The organism is bacterium, from assembly GCA_030699905.1.
Classification (GTDB): domain Bacteria; phylum Patescibacteriota; class Minisyncoccia; order Phycocordibacterales.
This window is the reverse complement of the sequence record JAUYKQ010000001.1, coordinates 22,991-40,327: the sequence shown is the minus strand read 5'-3', so window position 1 is coordinate 40,327 and position 17,337 is coordinate 22,991. Positions and strand designations below refer to the sequence as shown.

12 protein-coding genes and 1 pseudogene are annotated in these 17,337 nt (G+C 41.4%); all 13 read right to left on the bottom strand.

Annotation, left to right across the window (positions count from 1 at the left end):
- Positions 1 to 52 precede the first annotated feature (52 nt).
- Positions 53 to 2,350: a DEAD/DEAH box helicase family protein gene (locus Q8P86_00195; GenBank protein ID MDP3996102.1), complete on the bottom strand. Its 2,298-nt coding sequence runs from the start codon at positions 2,348 to 2,350 to the stop codon at positions 53 to 55.
- 5 nt (positions 2,351 to 2,355) lie between these two features.
- Positions 2,356 to 3,129 carry a hypothetical protein gene (locus tag Q8P86_00190; protein MDP3996101.1) on the bottom strand — a complete coding sequence of 258 codons (774 nt, stop codon included), beginning with the start codon at positions 3,127 to 3,129 and terminating at the stop codon, positions 2,356 to 2,358.
- A gap of 2 nt (positions 3,130 to 3,131) precedes the next feature.
- Entirely contained in the window at positions 3,132 to 4,697 is a 1,566-nt protein-coding gene (locus tag Q8P86_00185; protein MDP3996100.1) for a DNA methyltransferase, read from the bottom strand.
- 1 nt (position 4,698) lies between these two features.
- Entirely contained in the window at positions 4,699 to 5,730 is a 1,032-nt protein-coding gene (locus Q8P86_00180) for a hypothetical protein (GenBank protein MDP3996099.1), read from the bottom strand.
- Between the two features lie 87 nt (positions 5,731 to 5,817).
- Positions 5,818 to 6,036: a hypothetical protein gene (locus Q8P86_00175; protein ID MDP3996098.1), complete on the bottom strand. Its 219-nt coding sequence runs from the start codon at positions 6,034 to 6,036 to the stop codon at positions 5,818 to 5,820.
- A gap of 17 nt (positions 6,037 to 6,053) precedes the next feature.
- On the bottom strand, positions 6,054 to 6,311 hold the full coding sequence (locus tag Q8P86_00170) for a type II toxin-antitoxin system RelE/ParE family toxin (protein ID MDP3996097.1): 258 nt from the start codon (positions 6,309 to 6,311) through the stop codon (positions 6,054 to 6,056).
- 1 nt (position 6,312) lies between these two features.
- The gene (locus Q8P86_00165; protein MDP3996096.1) at positions 6,313 to 6,678 is read right to left on the bottom strand and encodes a type II toxin-antitoxin system Phd/YefM family antitoxin; all 366 of its coding nucleotides are present in this window, start codon (positions 6,676 to 6,678) and stop codon (positions 6,313 to 6,315) included.
- 36 nt (positions 6,679 to 6,714) lie between these two features.
- Complete coding sequence (gene radC / locus Q8P86_00160; protein MDP3996095.1) at positions 6,715 to 7,383, bottom strand: DNA repair protein RadC; 669 nt, start codon at positions 7,381 to 7,383, stop codon at positions 6,715 to 6,717.
- Between the two features lie 438 nt (positions 7,384 to 7,821).
- Complete coding sequence (gene pheT / locus Q8P86_00155; GenBank protein MDP3996094.1) at positions 7,822 to 9,795, bottom strand: phenylalanine--tRNA ligase subunit beta; 1,974 nt, start codon at positions 9,793 to 9,795, stop codon at positions 7,822 to 7,824.
- Between the two features lie 358 nt (positions 9,796 to 10,153).
- A pseudogene (gene pheS / locus Q8P86_00150) lies at positions 10,154 to 10,897 on the bottom strand (phenylalanine--tRNA ligase subunit alpha).
- A 106-nt stretch (positions 10,898 to 11,003) separates the two neighbouring features.
- On the bottom strand, positions 11,004 to 11,870 hold the full coding sequence (locus tag Q8P86_00145; protein MDP3996093.1) for a hypothetical protein: 867 nt from the start codon (positions 11,868 to 11,870) through the stop codon (positions 11,004 to 11,006).
- 120 nt (positions 11,871 to 11,990) lie between these two features.
- A complete protein-coding gene (locus tag Q8P86_00140) occupies positions 11,991 to 13,526 on the bottom strand; it encodes a glycosyltransferase family 2 protein (protein MDP3996092.1) in 1,536 nt (511 codons plus the stop codon).
- A 288-nt stretch (positions 13,527 to 13,814) separates the two neighbouring features.
- Positions 13,815 to 17,168, bottom strand: coding sequence for a CheR family methyltransferase (locus tag Q8P86_00135; protein MDP3996091.1), 3,354 nt, complete (start codon positions 17,166 to 17,168; stop codon positions 13,815 to 13,817).
- Positions 17,169 to 17,337 lie beyond the last annotated feature (169 nt).

Below are 17,337 nucleotides of genomic sequence, written 5' to 3'. Positions count from 1 at the left end.
CCCCTGCATTAGCTCAACAAGGCGGTGATTGACGGCGATGATTTATCCCCGCCTATAATTCCGAAATCCCAGAAACAATCTTATCTGTGTTATTTTTCTCCGCAAGAAAGAAATGATGTTTACCGCCACTCAATTTTGCCCATTTCTCTCCCAAGGCTCTTTTATAATCTGTGTCTTCCCCTGTCGCTAAATGCGCGCCCTTATATTCAATCACGATAAGATCATTGTTTTTAGTTTTTAGCAAAAAATCCGGACGGAATTTGTCTTTTTTCCACCCCTGTATTCCAAACCCTCCATTTTCAGGATTACGCAACCACCACTTTACATTTGGTAACGCGTCAACTTTCTTTGCAAACTGCAATTCCTCCCTGTTTATATCAGCCACCTTCTCGTACGCATGTCGTTCAAACGGCTCTTTTGATGTGGCAGTAAGCGTCATTTCATCGCCAAACTCAAAGCCCTCTCCGTCTGTTTGTAATAACCCTCGCTTCTCTAACTCCCCAAACCGCTTTTGTGTCGCTTTATTTACAGCCGAATCAATCACCCTCTCCACCACATCCTTAAGCGAGTAACACGCGGGGCCCAATTTCTCTACTGGATATCTCTGTAACAAAGAAGCGAAAAGCCGATTCAAGAAATCACTAATCTCTTTCATTGCAATATATTCTCTATGCACGCGGAAACGAAGCCATGAAAGCAATCCTTCTTTTGTATTTATATCAGCGTGATACATAATCGCATAATTTCCCCCTTTTTCTTTCACCAGTTGTCCTCCGTGTCTTACATCTATACGCACAATTTCATTATTTTCTTTCGGCAATTCAAAACCGATTTCGGTTGAAAGACCCTGAAGAAGTTTTTGTTCGCTTATCAAGTCCGCCACATAATCAATCTTCCGCACCTTGCCTGATTCGTCCTTTATATTGATATATGAAATAGCTATTTTCTCTTTAACCAACTTTTTATATGTTTTCGGCTCAACATTTACACCACCACCGACAATAGAGATATCCTCATACCCATTTTTCTTAAGAGCGGAAATAACATTTTCAGCTGTTTGGGTAAAATTGCTTGTTGAAGCAAATATATACGCCTGATTAAGTTCCTTGCTTTTGTGCTCTTTTACATACGGCAAACGCATAATTCTGCCGATTGTCTGCTCTACGGAAACAGCCGCGCCCAAGTTTGAAACGGAAACAAGAATATATGCAAAAGGGCAATCCCACCCTTCGCGCAGAGCATTGACTGTAATAATATAGCGAATCGGACATTTATCATCCGCTAATGTTTCAGCATCTGGCAAGTTATTCTTTGTCGCTGTCTTCACAACAATCTCATCCTCTGAAATCTTTGCGTCGTTGACCAAAAACTTTTTTATCTGCTCCACAAAGACCCTTTTTTCGCTTTCTTTTTCCTGCTCTGCCTGAATAAGCATTATCGGCCGTATATATCCGGTCTGATTCTTATCGGATATTGTCTCAAGCTCTTTTCGCTTCTTGATACCCGCATAAATCGCTTCCTGCCACGGCGAAACAGGATGCAAAAGTATCGGCATCTTTATCATCTTCTGCTCTTTCAAAGCTTGCGCCCCGATTTCTACAAGCACATTACTGCTTTTTCTCGGCGTTGCCGTAAACTCCAAGACAAAAGATGGATTAAGGACTTCCAACATTTGAAGCGACAGTTCGGTATCTATATTATGCCCCTCATCAACAATAGTAAGCGGATTATGCAGACGAATGACGTTTGCAAGAGAGTTTATAATTTCCTTGTTCTTGTCTTTTTCCAAAAATTCTTTCGCTTCTTCAGGCAATTCTTCAAAATGCTCCAGCAACGCGCCGTTATTTTGAAAGACCTTAAGCGTGTCCCGTGCTTCTCTGCGGAATGCGCCTAAAGTGGAGATAACAATACAAACATTTTCCGATAAGTCCCCTTTTCTAATTTGTTTCGCTTCCGTTATATCAAATACTCTGACTTTGTTGTCAAAATTACTGTCAAGCGATTTACGGAAAGCGTGATTGCGATTTTTAAGAGCTTTAAGCGTTTGCGTCCGGATAGAGTCGGAAGGCACAAACCACATAACCAGGCCTCTGCTGGCCCGCTCTTTCAAAAATGTCTCAAAAAGCACACTGACTGAATGTGAGGCGATAAGCGTCTTCCCGCCGCCGGTTGGAACTTTAAGACACACGATTGGCGCGTTGTTTTCTGGAGAAAAGCGGTGATATCCTTTTTCCGGTTGGAACTTCATCCAAGCGAAAGCCGCGCCGTCTTCCGGTGGATGTTTTCTGCACTCTGTGGCATACTCGTGCAGTTTATTCAGACATTCTGTTTGGTATTTCTTGAGTTGCATAATTTTCAACGTCTAAAACTTAATGCTTTAACGATACGGCCCGCTTCATCTTCCATCTTGTCCAAAAAAGTTGCGAGGTAGTTTATATCTACAACATCTATCAAAAAATAGTCCCCTCTGTAATCAACTTCTAAAAGAAAAGCTGGGTCCATCTTTTCAACAGAAAATTGAATCTGCTCATCAAATGTTATTCTAGTCAGTTTCTCAAAATTGTCACAGACAATAATAGGGTATTGTATAATTCTTGAATTAACCTCAGATCGTCCGTTAAATTCATGGAAAATGGGCTTCTTGATATCTGAACGATAAGAAAGGAGTGCATGCAAACACTGACTAATTGCCTTGTAGATAACATCTTCCTTATTAGTGTTAGCGGAGAACAACTTTGCTACAAGGCCTCCGTTATCTATGTAGTGAAAATCAGTAGGTAAGATATCCCCACTTCTTTTATCAGCCAAAACAAGTTCAGATTCCCTTTCTAGACTTGAAACCGCTCTGCTCTTATTGATCTTATTAAACAAAAAAACGATTTCCTGTTTTATGTATTTACATTCAATAAACAATTGCATATTCACTTGCGCCGTTGAATGACTGGGTCTGTCTGCCGAACAAAACTGCCTTTCTGCAATCAGGTCCATCTCTCTGATATTCTCCCCTATATGATCGTAATAATAAGGGCTTACCAAAAATGGCCACAATCGTTTTTCTAAGGCTTTCATTGTTTTATAGTGGGTTATCATACCACTATCCTCAACTAGTTTTTTTAGATCAGCAGACATAATTAATATACTCTCACCTGATATGGTATCTGTTTAAAAACAATATTGTACTGCCCCAAGGTCTCCTCGCCTAAAAGACACTTGTCCGCATAAATGACCTTTCTTTCTTCGTTCTTTTTTATTCCTTTTAACGCGCTACGACTCAAGATATTTTCACCTTTTTGCCTAAACAGCAGATAATATTCTGTGCCGTTATACTCTCCGATACAATTTCCTTTGATTTTCTTTTTATCAATATTTGAAAGCGTTTCGGTAAAATAGATATAGCTCGCCATCTCTTCAAATGATACTTTGTCATTTATATTTCCATCCGCCCTGAAAAGCGGCTCACCGAGCTCTACGTATTCAAAGTCGCCACCACCTATTTTTTTAGCAACTCGTCGCACTCTCTCCTGTGTGATTTCCCGCGCGATTTTCTTTTCCATTTCAACCAATATAAACTTTCGGTTGCTGTCTTTTTCTTCCTCATTCATCTCTAATACAGCTTGAGCCGTTGTCCCTGAACCAGCAAAAGAATCTAAGATAATATCATCTTTCCTCGTAGCTATTTGTAAAATCCTTTTAATCAGTCTTGTCGGTTTCGGGGTTTGAAATGGAGATTCTGATTTTAAGATATTCTTGATTTCCTGCTTTGCTTCTTGATTATGACCAACCTCAGTATGAAGCCAAATTGTTAATGGAACTAAACCCTCTTGAACTTCAGTTAAAAATCTTTTAAGGCGAGGGACATTTGACCCATTTTCCCCAAACCAAATACGACTATCCTTGACCAGTTCCGTGAATTTTTCTTTTGAAAATCTCCAGCAATATCCCTTTGGAGGATTAACAACCCTCCCGGAAGGGGTGGTTATTGGGTAATCTGTGCTCGGTGTATATGTTTTGACTGACATATCCCCTGAAGTCCATACCCCCCTAGTATCATTATCTGGATTAGAGTAACGTGCATTCATTTCGTCATTTCTAGGTTGTAGATTTCTTTTCCATCCATCTTCGATTCCATTGTAATTTTTCTTTTTTGCATAGCACACTATAAAATCATGGTTATCAGAAAAATACCTGGCATCATTTTGAGGTGAAAACTTTTTCTGCCAAATAATATTCGCCACAAAATTCTCCGTTCCAAAGATATCATCCATTATCATTTTCAAGTTGCAATGCTCGTTATCATCAATGGAAATAAAAATTACTCCATCTTCACGGAGAAGCTGATGCAACAATTTCAGCCGCGGATACATCATACATAGCCATTTATCATGTCGCTCTAAATCCTCCCCTTCTTGCCCAACAGTTTTCTTTAACCATTTTTGAATAGCTGGCGAATTAACCTTATCGTTATAAACCCATTTTTCATTTCCAGTATTATATGGTGGGTCAATGTAAACACACTTAACTTGTCCGTAATAGAAAGGTAGGAGCGCTTTAAGCGCCTCCAGATTATCCCCCTCCACGATTAGGTTTTCACTTCTCTCTCCCAGCGACAGCCCCTTGTTTTTCTTGAGTAGCCTAAAAGGCACATCCTTATCGTGATTTACTACCTTATCTTTTCCTATCCAAGTAAATAGGGGCATATTATTTTACTGATTTAATTAACTCACCCATATCAGAAATATTAATTTTCTTGTCTTTTTGTAAATATCCACTTTCCTGATTAGAATAAATTGTTTTGGCGATTTCTCTAATAATGAAATCGCGTGTTTCAGAGTTCCTTGTATTCGCAATCAAAATCTCAAAAGATTGAAGGGAGTTTTGTCTATGTAAATTCAAATTGTAAAGATTCATATTTATGTTGAAACTCTTGAGACTTTCTTTCACTATAATTGAGGCCAGTCCTATTAATGTTAGACGAAATATCGTATTGACCACAACGTATTTAGTTTCAAATCCATTCTCTGCAATCAGCTCCAGCAGGTGATCAAAAAGCCAATTAGTAAAAAATAGCAGAGCCAATAATGATAGAATAAATATAAACAAGCTTATAAAGGCCGTGATCTTATTCTTTGTTGCCTGATCCGAAAAAATCTCCCCATATTTTGCAACTAATTTGTCTACAGTAAAATTTTCTGCTTCCTGTTTTATTCGATTAGCCTCTCTCACAGCACCATTAGCTTTTGCTATATTAGCATCAAATTCAGATATCTTTTGTTTTACTTTGTTATCAAAATTCTCCAATTTAGAGGTGAATTGATTATCAATTTGAGTAAGTTTATTTTGTGTGCTTAATATTGTTTCCTGTATTTTAGTGTCGTTAAACTTCAGATGTGTAATTAAGGGGAGCAATTTTTCATTAGATAAACTATGTAATGCTCTAATCTTTTTCAAAATATTTGTTCTCTTTGCGCGCGTCTGCTCATGACTCTCATTTGGATCCACAGAAAAAGTCTTAACAAGATTAATCAGTTCGGTTAGCTTATTAAAAATGTCCACTATTGACGGTTTTTCTATATCCTTATCCAAGGAGTTTTCCCTTCCCTCAAAGAAAAGAAGATAGCTCTTAATTCTCTCTAAATTCGGGATGATTGCATTGAAGTTCAAATCTACCCCTAATTCTTGTCGATTAAGAGTTCCAATATCAACTTCTTTCAATTTTTTATAATCAAACATATATCTTAAATGAGATCATTTCTATACTTAACATCCTTGCAACCTTCTGCGTACTTTCTAAAAGGTTATTCTGTTTATTCTCTATTCCTACTCCGCCGATATTTTGACATTGATAACCGGACAGTATTTACTGAAAAGTCGCCAGGCTCCTTTATGATCCACATGATTACAAGCTCGACCGGCGATGATGCTTGGGGAGACATTTGCAGATTGAGCTGATTCGTTAAGCCACAGTGAAGAATTGGCACGCAGATGATCCGCCGCGCTCCACAATCTCTGTTCCAGTTTTTTGATATCCTCGGGCATTGTTTTGCTTTATATTTTTATTTATACGACATTCCGCCGCGATGGCCGATTTCCAATACGTTTACAATTTTTTCTTTCTTATCAAATTCATAAATTATCCTGTACGGCCATACTCTCACCTTTCTTTTCCCTTTTAATTCTCCTGTCATTGGAATACCTGCAAGCGGATTTTTAGCGATTATTCTTAACACTTCAATAATCCTATCTCTCCACGGCAGTGGAATTTTTTTCAACTCCTTCTTGGCGTTATTTGCTATGTATACACTATACGGCATGTTATTTTTTCTTTTTAATATGCCGGGTGTTTTTGGTTGGCTGATAATTTTTTCCTCCTTTATCTGCAACTAACGAATGATTTCCTTTTGGCTTATACTGAAACTGTTCTTCAAGCTCATCCAATGTCACATAATCGCCGGCTTTGATCTCGTCCTCGGCTTCTTTTATCCGCTGAATCAATCCTGGATCGCTCAACACTTCCAAGTCTTCCATAATATCTTCAAAATCACGTACGGACATCAGCACCGCTTTTGGTCTGCCCTTTTCTGTTAGGGTGTAATAGTTATTCGGCTTCTGCACATATTCCGCTATATCAAAAATCTTTTTCCTCGCCTCTGAAATTGAAATTGTTGTCTTTGACTTCATGTGTACATTATAGCGTACACCTCATAAAAAGCAAGTTTACAAAATATTTTTATCTCTAAAGCTAAAAATGTCGTTCCTCGCAGTGATTATATGGTCTTCCAGCGAAATACCGAGCAATTCGCCGGCTTTTTTGAGACGGTCGGTGATTTCCCTATCGTCTTTGGACGGTTCGGGATTTCCGGAAGGGTGGTTGTGGGCGACTATGATTGAAACGGCGTGGTGGAGGATGGCCGGTTCAAAGACCTCACGTGGATGGACGAGAGAGGCATTTAGCGTGCCTATAGAAATCGTTTCTTTGTGAATGAGACGATTGCGAGCGTCTAAATAGAGAGCAACAAAATTCTCTTTTTTGTTTTCTCTAATGTGTTCCACTTCCTTGACCACATCTTCCGGCGAATTTATGTAAACTTCCTTTTCCTGCTTTTCTTTGTAGAGTCGCTTGCCGAGTTCCAGCGCGGCTAAAATATGCACAGCTTTGGTTGAGCCCACGCCGTGCATATTTCGAAGTTCTTCATATGAAGCGTCTAATAATTTCTTATTGCCATATTTCTTCAAAATATCATTGGCCACTTCCAAAACATTCTTGCCTTTAACACCTGTCCGCAATAAAATCGCCAAGAGCTCTTCTTTTTTCAACGCTTGCGGTCCTTTATTTATGAGTTTCTCTCTCGGCCGGTCAAAATCCGGCAAATCCTTTAATTTCATACACTTTATAACTTTCCACTTTTTACTTTTCACTTACATAATACCACTTTTTTCATCAAAATTCCATCTTTTGAGCCACAAAAGCCGCCTTTCGGCGGCTTGATGTTGCATTCTTTGATCCGGCGGAGAGTAAACCCTATGTCTGCTCCATACACCTATTTGTGGCGGTCGCTTATAATTTGTGTATGTTGAGAAAAAGTTTTTCCAAAATTCCCGCCACCCATGCCCCCACTTGCCTTTCCCTCTTCTCCCACTTCACCCATACACAGATTTTTCCTATAGGAAAAATCTGTGTATGTGCTTGAGTTTTGCTTGTACTTGCTTGTATATGCGTGTACGCTCTTTCACCCACGGAAACAGAGACGCTAAACGGCTAAATTAAATTTAGCCGTTTTTTAACTTCCCAACCTTTACACTTTTGACTTTTCACTTTAAACTCTATCTTACTTCCCACCCTCTTTTTTGGAGCGAAAGATGAATTTTCTCAACCACTTTGTTTACTTCGTCGTCCGAAAGTGTCCTATCAAATGCCTGAAAGGCGAAACGGAAAGCCAACGATTTTTTGCCGTTTTTTTCAAACTGGTCAAAAATCACAGGCCCTTCGGAAAGAAGATTTGTGGCGTTATCTTTTATGACAGCAGACACTTCCTCCGCCGTGCAATCGGACGGCACAAAAAGCGCGACATCTCTGACAATCCGAGGATAAGCGGAAATCGGTTTATACCCGCCTTCCGAAATTTTAAAATCGGGAATCTCAATCGGCCAGTTTTTATCGGACAGTTCAAAGAGTTTTCCGAAGTCCATTTCCACCAACATTCCGGTTTCATCTTCCTCTATTTTGGTCATTGTTTCGTGGGTTTTGGATGTTACAAAATCATTCCATTTTTCATAAATCCCCACCGTCTGAAAAACATTGCCTAAAGCGTGCGCTATGACTTCTTGGCTTTTGTTAAATTTTTTCTTTTTGTATTTTATGCCGACGGCAAGAAATGTTTTCTCGCCCTCTACTGTAAAGACGTCTCCCAGCTCAAACAAAGCGACAGGTTCGGCGTCCAAAAGAACATGCTCAAGATTCTTAGAAAGAGCTTCCTTAAGACCGCCAAAAAGTTCGGTGCGTAAAAACGCCTTGTCTGCCGAAAGTGGCTTTGCAATTTCCAAGTCCCCTTCCGGCTTAAAAGTATATCCGTAAATTTCAGAAAAGCCCTGATTGGTCAAAACCTTCTTGGCGAGCATTTTAGCGGCAAAAAAACGGTTATTTTCTTTTGCTTTTGCGGATGGAGGCAAGGATTCAGGCACCTTCTCATAACCGTACAAACGCGCCACTTCTTCCGCTATATCTTCAGCTATGATTAAGTCCCGTCGAAAAACGGGAGGTGAAACAATCCAGCCGTTTCCTTCTTTTTCAAACTTTAATTCAAGACGGGCAAATATGTCCTCAACCTCTTTCGGGGAAATAAAAACCCCGAGCTTGACCTCAAGAAACGCCATTTCCACTTTGCATTTTCCGCTTTTCGTTTCGCTGTCGGCCGGACGTGAATCAAATATTTCCCCGACTTTTATGCCTTTGTCCATTTCATACAGATAGGTGCTAAAATCAGCCATGCCTCTCCCCGCAAATTCCGGCGTCAAGTTGTTTTCAAATCTCTTGGAAGAATCGGTTTTTATGCCGAGTTTCTCCGAGGTTTTTCTGATATAGGAAGCGTCAAAATTCGCCGATTCCAAAATAATATTCTTGGTTTCGTTCGTGACCTCCGCTTTCTTGCCCCCCTTAATACCCGCAAGCGCCAGAGGCCCTTCATCGTCTGCTATTACGAGTATGGAATCATTAAGATTGATTTCTTTATTATCCAACGTCGTTATCTTTTCATCCCCTCGCGCCATACGCACGGTAATTCCCCCTTTGACTTTATCGGCATCAAAGGCGTGCAGTGGCTGTCCCATGTCAAACATCACGATATTCGCCCCATCCACTATCGGATTTATGGAACGCTGTCCTATCGCTTCCAGATGTCCTTTGACCCACGGCTGTTCTTTTTGTTTTACACCTTCAATAACCCGCGCCGTATAGCGATTACAAAACTGTGGCGCTTCCACCTTTACTTCAAGAGGTCTCACTTCTGAAATTTCCGGCTGCGGCCACCTCATCTCTTTTTGCTTGAGTCCGGTAATTGCCGAAACTTCGTACGCGACACCTCTGTGAGATAAAGCGTAGCATGCCCTGTCCGGCAATACCTTTACATCCAAAACAGTATCGCCAGCACTCCCCTCTCCTTCCCCCCTCTTTGAGGGGGGACTTAGGGGGGTGATTCCTTCTATTTCAAAAGCGCTAAACGTCAAAATCTCCGCGAGCTTTTGGGGCTCCGGCAATTTTTCGTCAAAATAATTTTGTAGCCAATTATAAGATATAAGCATAATCTCTAATCAATCTCTAATTTAAGAACTCTAATTTGTCCCTAATTCGTGCGCGCTATTCGTTAAGCGTACCCACCTTCATTTGACTTTCACTCCCCATTTGATACTATATTAGCACAAACGGCTTCGGCCCGACTCTGCCACAAGGCAGAGGTAAAAAAACAAAAATTCAAGGCAAAAGAGCCTTGAATTTTTTCTTTAAATATCCAAAGTCATCTTTTCTACTATTCCATTCTTGAAAATTTTTATTCATATTTCGATAAAATCAGAAACAAAAAAATCTCGGTGCCGGCTTGTTTTTAATCCAAATTTTACTTTCAGCGTTTTGTCCGCGTGAAGTCGGCGTCCTGTCTGCGTCTTAAAACTGTTTCAAAAACCTCAAATCTCCGCCGTAAAAAAGCCGGATATCCGGTATACCCCATTTGACCATAGCCAGCCGGTCTCCCACTCCAAAAGCGAAACCTTGCCATTTTTTCGGGTCAAGACCCGCGTTCCTTAAAACGTTCGGATGGACAAGGCCGGAACCTCCCATTTCCACCCATTTGTTTCCGATTTTGGCATCCACTTCCATGGACGGTTCGGTAAAAGGGAAAAAACTCGGTCTAAAACGAATTTCCACTTTGTCTCCGAAGAGCTTGCGAAACCAAAAAGCGAGAGTTCCTTTAAGGTGCGCCAGTGACACATTTTTATCAACGTAAAGCCCCTCTATCTGATGAAACTGGGCTTCGTGAGTTGCGTCCGTGGCTTCATTTCTGAAAACCTTTCCCGGCACGATAATTCTATACGGTGGTTCTATTCCTTCTTTCAATTTCTGTTCAATATAACGTATCTGAACAGGACTTGTATGAGTTCTTAATAATAATCCTTTATCCTTAATCTTTAATCCTTTACTCAAGGAATCTGCCTCTGGTTCACTTTCTGGTTGCTTCAACCAGAAAGTGTCCTGCATATCGCGCGCAGGGTGGTCTTTGGGAAAATTCAATGCCTCAAAATTATACCAGTCACTTTCCACTTCCGGACCTTCGGCAACAGTAAACCCCAACTCTTCAAATATGCTGGCCGACTTTAAAATTATTTGCGTTATGGGATGAAGGTTTTTCGTATTTTTCATTTCAGGTAACATATTGCGTCTTTAAAAATGACGTCGCCGATACGCGGTTTGGTAGCGCACTTGAGGGTACGAGACGGGTCTTGAGCCAATTTCGATGTCACATCTCTACTCTGCTTATTACATCTTTGTCCTTCAAATATATTAAACCGTTGTCCACCCTGAAGTCCGCATCTTCTCCCTCGTAAAGAGGCATGGTGAATTGAGGCGACGTAATGTCGAGCCCCACTATGTAGACCCCCTCAGGCAGAGTGAAGATGACCGTATCGGATTTGCCTGGGTAAAAATCAGCGTGCTTTACGACTCCGGAGATTGAAAAAACAGAAATTTCACTCTTACACTCTCCGTAACTGCAGAAAAAGTACGGAATGTTACTCATGTCTCGGTCTTTAAATCTGGCGATGACTTCTCCGTTTTCCTGCCAAATGGATACGTCTCCGGACTGGAGCGGAAAGTTCGCGGAAAACTTTTCTTTAGAAACTTCGGGCTCGGTAGAATCGTTTTCTTTTTCTTCAAAAAGAGCGATTAATTTAATATACTCTGGATTCTCTCGACTCTGCCCTTTGGAATTTTCCGTTATAATTTTTGGGATATCCCGCAACGTTATCCTGTCTGGATAAAGTGATGAGGAATTTTCCGTGACAATACCTTCTTCAACAAAGACCTTTTTTTTCCATGTGACAAAACCCTCTTTGGCGACCTCTATTTCGTAGATTTTTGGTTTTAAGTTTTGAACAAAGAAACCGCGGTCAAGAGCGCCTAATGTTTTTACAGGACTGCCGTCTATACTTAAAACAGCGCCCATGGTTCTCGCGTGTATATATATTCCGCCAGTTCTCGTAATGGAGAAACCTTCCCCTAAACGATAGCCACTGGCGTAAAGCGAAACCAAGGGAAGCAAGGCAAAAAAGAACGCCCAGCACAGCGACAAGTAAACAAACCTGCGTTTTTTGGACATCGGCTCCATAAACCTTGATTATACATCACATCTATGAATATAGGAATACGTCATTAAAACGGGTGAATATTGACCATTTATATAATACATATGGTAAATCGTCCTTCAAGAAAAAGAAAATCAGATGATTCAGGATTTACGATGTTTGGGCGTTACCCAAAAGCCCAGATACTTCCCCAACATAAGTCGTGTCTGGGCATCAAGTCCCGGCAGTGAACCGAATATTATAAGAGTAAAAGGAACCAAAACCCACTGCAAAATCATGGACACTCGTTTCCAAAACCCGACCGTTTTAGGCGCCGGTGGCAAAAGTTTCCAGGAAATAACAGCCGATAGCACAAGCCCAAACATGGCAAGAGTCATCAGGTTTCTGGTAATCGCGGGTAAGTTGTAAGAAAGTATGGTGGCGTTGAAATCATGCCCGCCCAAAAATATCGGAAGCCATCCCAAGAAAAATATTATGAGAGGATTGGTGGCCAACGACCAAAACCCCTCCACTTGCGCGAAACTCATCTTGATTTTTTTCAATAAACCGATTTTTTTGTTTTTTATAAATCCAAAAATGACGTAGGGAACGTTTTCAACTCCAAAACTCCAGCGCCTCTGTTGCTTATATATATTTTTAACTGTATGGAAAAAAGAAGGCGCGAGATTGGCATCCATGGATACCGGATAGGAAATAGGTACCACCCTGTAATCACCGTCATAGGCCAAGTAAGCATTCCAGAAAATACGCGAGTCCTCCGAAACCATGTTCCTCTGCCAATAGCCGATTTGTTCAAGCACCTTAAAACTTACCGCGTGAGAAGAAAAAGTGGAAAGTTTTTCCGGCCTCTCCTGCTGTATCATCTGCCAGAAAGTGGCGGACAAAGCGGAAACACGAGAAAGAGCCGGCGCGTCCCATATGTTATTGTCGTATACCGGCACCGGCTGAAAAGAGCAACGAAATCTATCCGGCGCGGTCAGAAAATGCCAAGTCAGACAGTGAAAATATTGAGGGTACGGAATAGTGTCTATGTCAAAAGCCGACACCAAAACGTTTTCATATGATATGCCTTTTTTGTCCAACACATCCTCTTTGACTTTTTTGGCCGCGAAAGAAATGTTTGAACCCTTGCCCGGCATTTCACCGGCCACATCTTTCGGATGAGTAACGTGTAAAAAGTCCATAAAACTGCCTCCGTATTTAGACATCAACTCCTCCCCCAAAAGAAAAGCTTCGCGTCCCGCCCTTTCCTCCCCCGAAAGCACGACAATTATTTTTTTACTGGGCCATTTTGACAAAGTCAGCGACAGAATGGCTTTTTCAACCACGTCGCGATTTTCTTTGTAGTATGGAAATATGACCATTTGGACAATATCTTCATACCGAAGCGAAGATAACATTTTTTGCCAGTCCAAAGACAGATGGTATTTCATCCTTTTAAAATTTTGTCGCAGGTGGGCGGAAAGGTATATGGTCTTCAAAAGCCAGTAAACGTCAAAGGCGATAATAAAAATCGCCGCCACGACAGGCGTGAATCGCGATAAAACAACCGCGGCAATGATTGTTCCCCAGGATAGCACCCCGGGAAGAATTTCAAGAGCGCGATAAATCCATCTGTCTGTACCCGAAAGGTCTCTCGCGTATCCGACATGAAAATAAGGGGTCTTTGTGTATTCCATTGGCAACAACAATATACTCCAAAACCGGCATTTTTTCCAGCAAAAATATCCCGCGTCGGTTTTATTCTAAAATCTTGAATTACGAAATACGGCAGTCGCCCCCCACAAGGGAGAGCTCCCAAAAAAGTGACTAAGACCGGGCAAGCGCCCTTGGAGCGGTCACTTTTTGGGGAGCTCTCCCTTGTGGGGTAGGTAAAACAGGTGTTTAGTAATTCACATTCTAAAAACACTTCCTTCCGCCATCCCCTCTTTTGGGTTTGCGGATTCGCCGAATATGGATGGAGAGGGCTAAACTTCTTTTCCCAACTTCGCCAAAAGTTTTTGCATATCTTTAATGCTTACAGGTTTTGTTAGGTGACCATCAAATCCCGCGTCCTTTGTTCTTTCTCCGTACTCCTCTCCAAATCCGCTAAACGCTATCATTTTAGTTTTTTTCAGGCCGAGATCTTTTCGGAGAATTTTAATGAGTTCATAACCACTCATAGCCGGCATGGAAATATCTATAAAAACAATGTTTGGTTTATCAACTTTCGCTACTGCAATAGCGGAAGGGCCGTCATACGTCACTGTTACATCTTGATTTAATATAGTGAGTACTTTCCCAATAAGATCCGCCAGCGCGGCATTATCATCCACCACGATAATTTTCATTTTCTTAAGTTTTCCATTCCGCAGATTGCGTTCTTCCGCCGGCTCGTGCAGATTATCCGCGTCCTCTTTAATGGGAAGCTCTAAAATAAATTCACTTCCCTTGCCGAGACCGGAACTTGACGCCGTCAAAGACCCGTCATGAAGCTCTGATAGAGTTCTCGCGAGCATGAGTCCTACCCCCAGTCCTCCCTTAAAATCATTCAGTGGCTGAGCAGATTGTGAAAATAATCCAAAAACTTTTGGAAGCATTTCTTCGGAAATGCCTATGCCATTATCTTTTACGCTTAGCGCGACTTTGTCGTCTTCTTGCGTGACTTTGATATTAATCTCACCGCGATGCAGTGTGTACTTAGTGGCATTATCTATTAGATTTATGATAATCTGCTCCACGCGCAACGGATCCAAAGCCATGCGAATCGGTTTTTTAGAAGGAAAAAATTCTAATCTGTGCTCACGAGCTTTGACCGCGACTTCAGTGGTTTCAATCGCGTTTTTTACGACGGTGTTGAAATCAACATGCTCCAGTCGGAGCTCAATTTTGCCACTCATGGCGCGCGCCGCGTCTAACAGGCCGTTGACAATATTATTGAGCAGTTTTGCGTGACGCTCTATCACCCCTATTAGATGCTTGAGTTCCGGGTCTTTTATACCGTGCAGATTAGCGAGCTCCAAAGAATTTATGATCGGAGCGAGAGGGTTACGCAGTTCATGTCCCAATATTGAAATAAATTCGTCTTTACGGCGAAGTTCTTCTCCGCGCACCTTGTACCGCGGAGCCATTTTTTTGTGGGACTCCTCAACCTTAAGCAAAGCGCTATTTCGATGCTGAAGTTCGGAATTTAACGTCGCCAGTTCCTCGTTGGTTGACTGCAATTCTTCTTTCGTGGTTTCCAGTTCTTCGTTCGTACTCTGAAGCTCTTCATTGGCTGACATGACTTCTTCGTGGGCGGAACGTAACTCTTCGTTTGCCGTATCGCGCGTTTCTATGAGCGACTGAAGCTGATCAATAGTGGAAGAAAGTTCCTCGTCTGCTTGTAAAACCCCCATGGCTCTTTCGTCACCTTTCCCTGCCCTATCATCTTTAAGCCCTTTCAACGTACCGGTTTCTTCAAATAAAATGAGGTAATGCTTTTCTTGGGTTGAATGACCGCCAAGCGGTATAACCTCAACGTTTACCTTGAGGCCCGAATGCGCGCTTTTGACTGTGATTCCGTTTTTTCTAACCTTTTCAATCATGTCCAATAATTTCGCGAGCAGTGTCCGATGAACCATCTTAATAAGATCAAGAGTAGCCCGTCCCGAAGGGTGTTTAAGATACCGGCTCACGTCTCCCCGGAATTGAACTATCGCCAAGTCGTCATTGACTATGACACCCGCGGGTGCGTGTCGCGACAACACAATTTTGTCCGCTTTGTTCTCTATGCTTATCAATTCTATTTCAGGACTTTTTATTTCTTTTGATGTTGGAGGATTGGGAAGGGAAAAATCTATGAGGGGAGGAGAAGGCGTCGTTTTTTTTGAGTATACTTTCTGTTTTCTGTCCACTTCTGAAAAAAGGTCACGAAATGTCGCGACGGTTTCGGCTGTGCCTAAAATAAGAAATCCTTTTGGCTTTAGAGCATAGTGGAAAATAGGGAATGCTTTCTTCTGCAACATGGAGTCCAAGTAGATCAGCACGTTTCTACAACTGACGATATCCATTTTGGTAAACGGGATGTCTCTAACGACATTATGCTTGGAAAAAATACACATTGCCCTGACACTCGCGTTAACCTCATAGCCATCTTTCCTTTTGGTAAAAAACTTATCTAAATGTCTTGATGGCACGTTTGATTCAATGCTCTTGGGGTAGAAGGCGCTACGAGCGGTGTTTAGGGCGGTCTCGCTAAGGTCGGTACCGAATATCTGTACGGGAACACTCCTATTTTGTTTCTCCATGAATTCAGTGAGAGTTATCGCCAACGAATACACCTCCTCCCCTGTTGAACAGCCCGGTACCCATACCCTCACGGACTGCGGTTCATGTTTAAAAATTTCGGGCAAGATTTTAAGTTTTAAAAAGTTAAATACGCTTTGGTCACGGAAAAAGTTAGTTACTTTTATGAGAATATCCTGATAAAGCGACTCCACTTCTTTGGGATTTTTTTGAAGATACTCCACATATTCGGTAAAGTTCGCGATGTCTTTTAAACTCATGCGCCTCATGATACGCCTTTTGAGTGTTCCTTGTTTGTAATAAGTAAAATCCACATCGCTTGAATCCAGTAACAGTTTTAGGATTTTAGAGAAATCCTTCTCCTCCGGTTTTGATATATAAGAGTCCTTTTCATCTCCTCTTCCAAAATAATAAGCCGAATCGCTCGCGATGATTACCAGTTTTTCCGCGATTTTTGTCGGATTTAAAATATAATCGGCAAAACCGGCCGCCACTACACTCTGGGGCATGGCGGGAAATGCCGCGCTTTTGTCTTGTACAAAAGCAATACCCCCGACTTCTCGTATCGCCTTCATGCCGAGAGTGCCATCCGAGCCGGTTCCGGAGAGAATTACTCCGATAGAATTTTGCTTTTTGCCTTTTGCCAAAGAAACAAAAAATTCATCAATTGATAAATTAAGCCCTCCACGCGCCCGAGGTGAAAGATGGAGCTTATTATCTTTAAGGACAATATTTTTATTGGGAGGAATAACATATACATGATTAGGTAGAACGGGCGTATCACCCAAAACCTCTTTGACAGGTAGTTCTGTGTTAACAGAAAGAATTTCGCTTAAGTTGCTTTTAGCATCGGCGAGAAGGTGCTGAACTATCACAAAAGCCATGCCCGCGTCAGTGGGTATGTTCTGTAAAAGCTCAATGAACGCGGGTAAGCCACCTGCAGACCCTCCCACCCCCACGACGTAAAAATCGCCTTTAGCATTTTGACTCTTTTCCCCTCTCGTATTTTTTCGCGCCGATTTTTTACTATTTTTTTGATTTTTGCTTCCGGGCATAGGAGTGCATAATGCTAATTACTCTATTCGTCTAATCGTCTGAACTTATTTCAAACGCTCCCGCTATTTTCTTCAGAGTTGAATGTCGTAGCGTAATTTTATTTTATCGTAATTATAGTTTGACTATTATGAAGTTTTCATTAAGAAGAAAATAAAATGGTATTTGCCT

Bases quoted from the DNA above. Each gene is read 5' to 3' on its own strand.
- Q8P86_00190 (MDP3996101.1), bottom strand. From the start codon at position 3,129: ATGTCTGCTGATCTAAAAAAACTAGTTGAGGATAGTGGTATGATAACC.
- Q8P86_00170 (MDP3996097.1), bottom strand. From the start codon at position 6,311: ATGCCGTATAGTGTATACATAGCAAATAACGCCAAGAAGGAGTTGAAA.
- Q8P86_00185 (MDP3996100.1), bottom strand. From the start codon at position 4,697: ATGCCCCTATTTACTTGGATAGGAAAAGATAAGGTAGTAAATCACGAT.
- Q8P86_00180 (MDP3996099.1), bottom strand. From the start codon at position 5,730: ATGTTTGATTATAAAAAATTGAAAGAAGTTGATATTGGAACTCTTAAT.
- pheT (MDP3996094.1), bottom strand. From the start codon at position 9,795: ATGCTTATATCTTATAATTGGCTACAAAATTATTTTGACGAAAAATTG.
- Q8P86_00195 (MDP3996102.1), bottom strand. From the start codon at position 2,350: ATGCAACTCAAGAAATACCAAACAGAATGTCTGAATAAACTGCACGAG.
- Q8P86_00145 (MDP3996093.1), bottom strand. From the start codon at position 11,870: ATGGAGCCGATGTCCAAAAAACGCAGGTTTGTTTACTTGTCGCTGTGC.
- radC (MDP3996095.1), bottom strand. From the start codon at position 7,383: ATGAAATTAAAGGATTTGCCGGATTTTGACCGGCCGAGAGAGAAACTC.
- Q8P86_00165 (MDP3996096.1), bottom strand. From the start codon at position 6,678: ATGAAGTCAAAGACAACAATTTCAATTTCAGAGGCGAGGAAAAAGATT.
- Q8P86_00140 (MDP3996092.1), bottom strand. From the start codon at position 13,526: ATGGAATACACAAAGACCCCTTATTTTCATGTCGGATACGCGAGAGAC.
- Q8P86_00175 (MDP3996098.1), bottom strand. From the start codon at position 6,036: ATGCCCGAGGATATCAAAAAACTGGAACAGAGATTGTGGAGCGCGGCG.
- Q8P86_00135 (MDP3996091.1), bottom strand. From the start codon at position 17,168: ATGCCCGGAAGCAAAAATCAAAAAAATAGTAAAAAATCGGCGCGAAAA.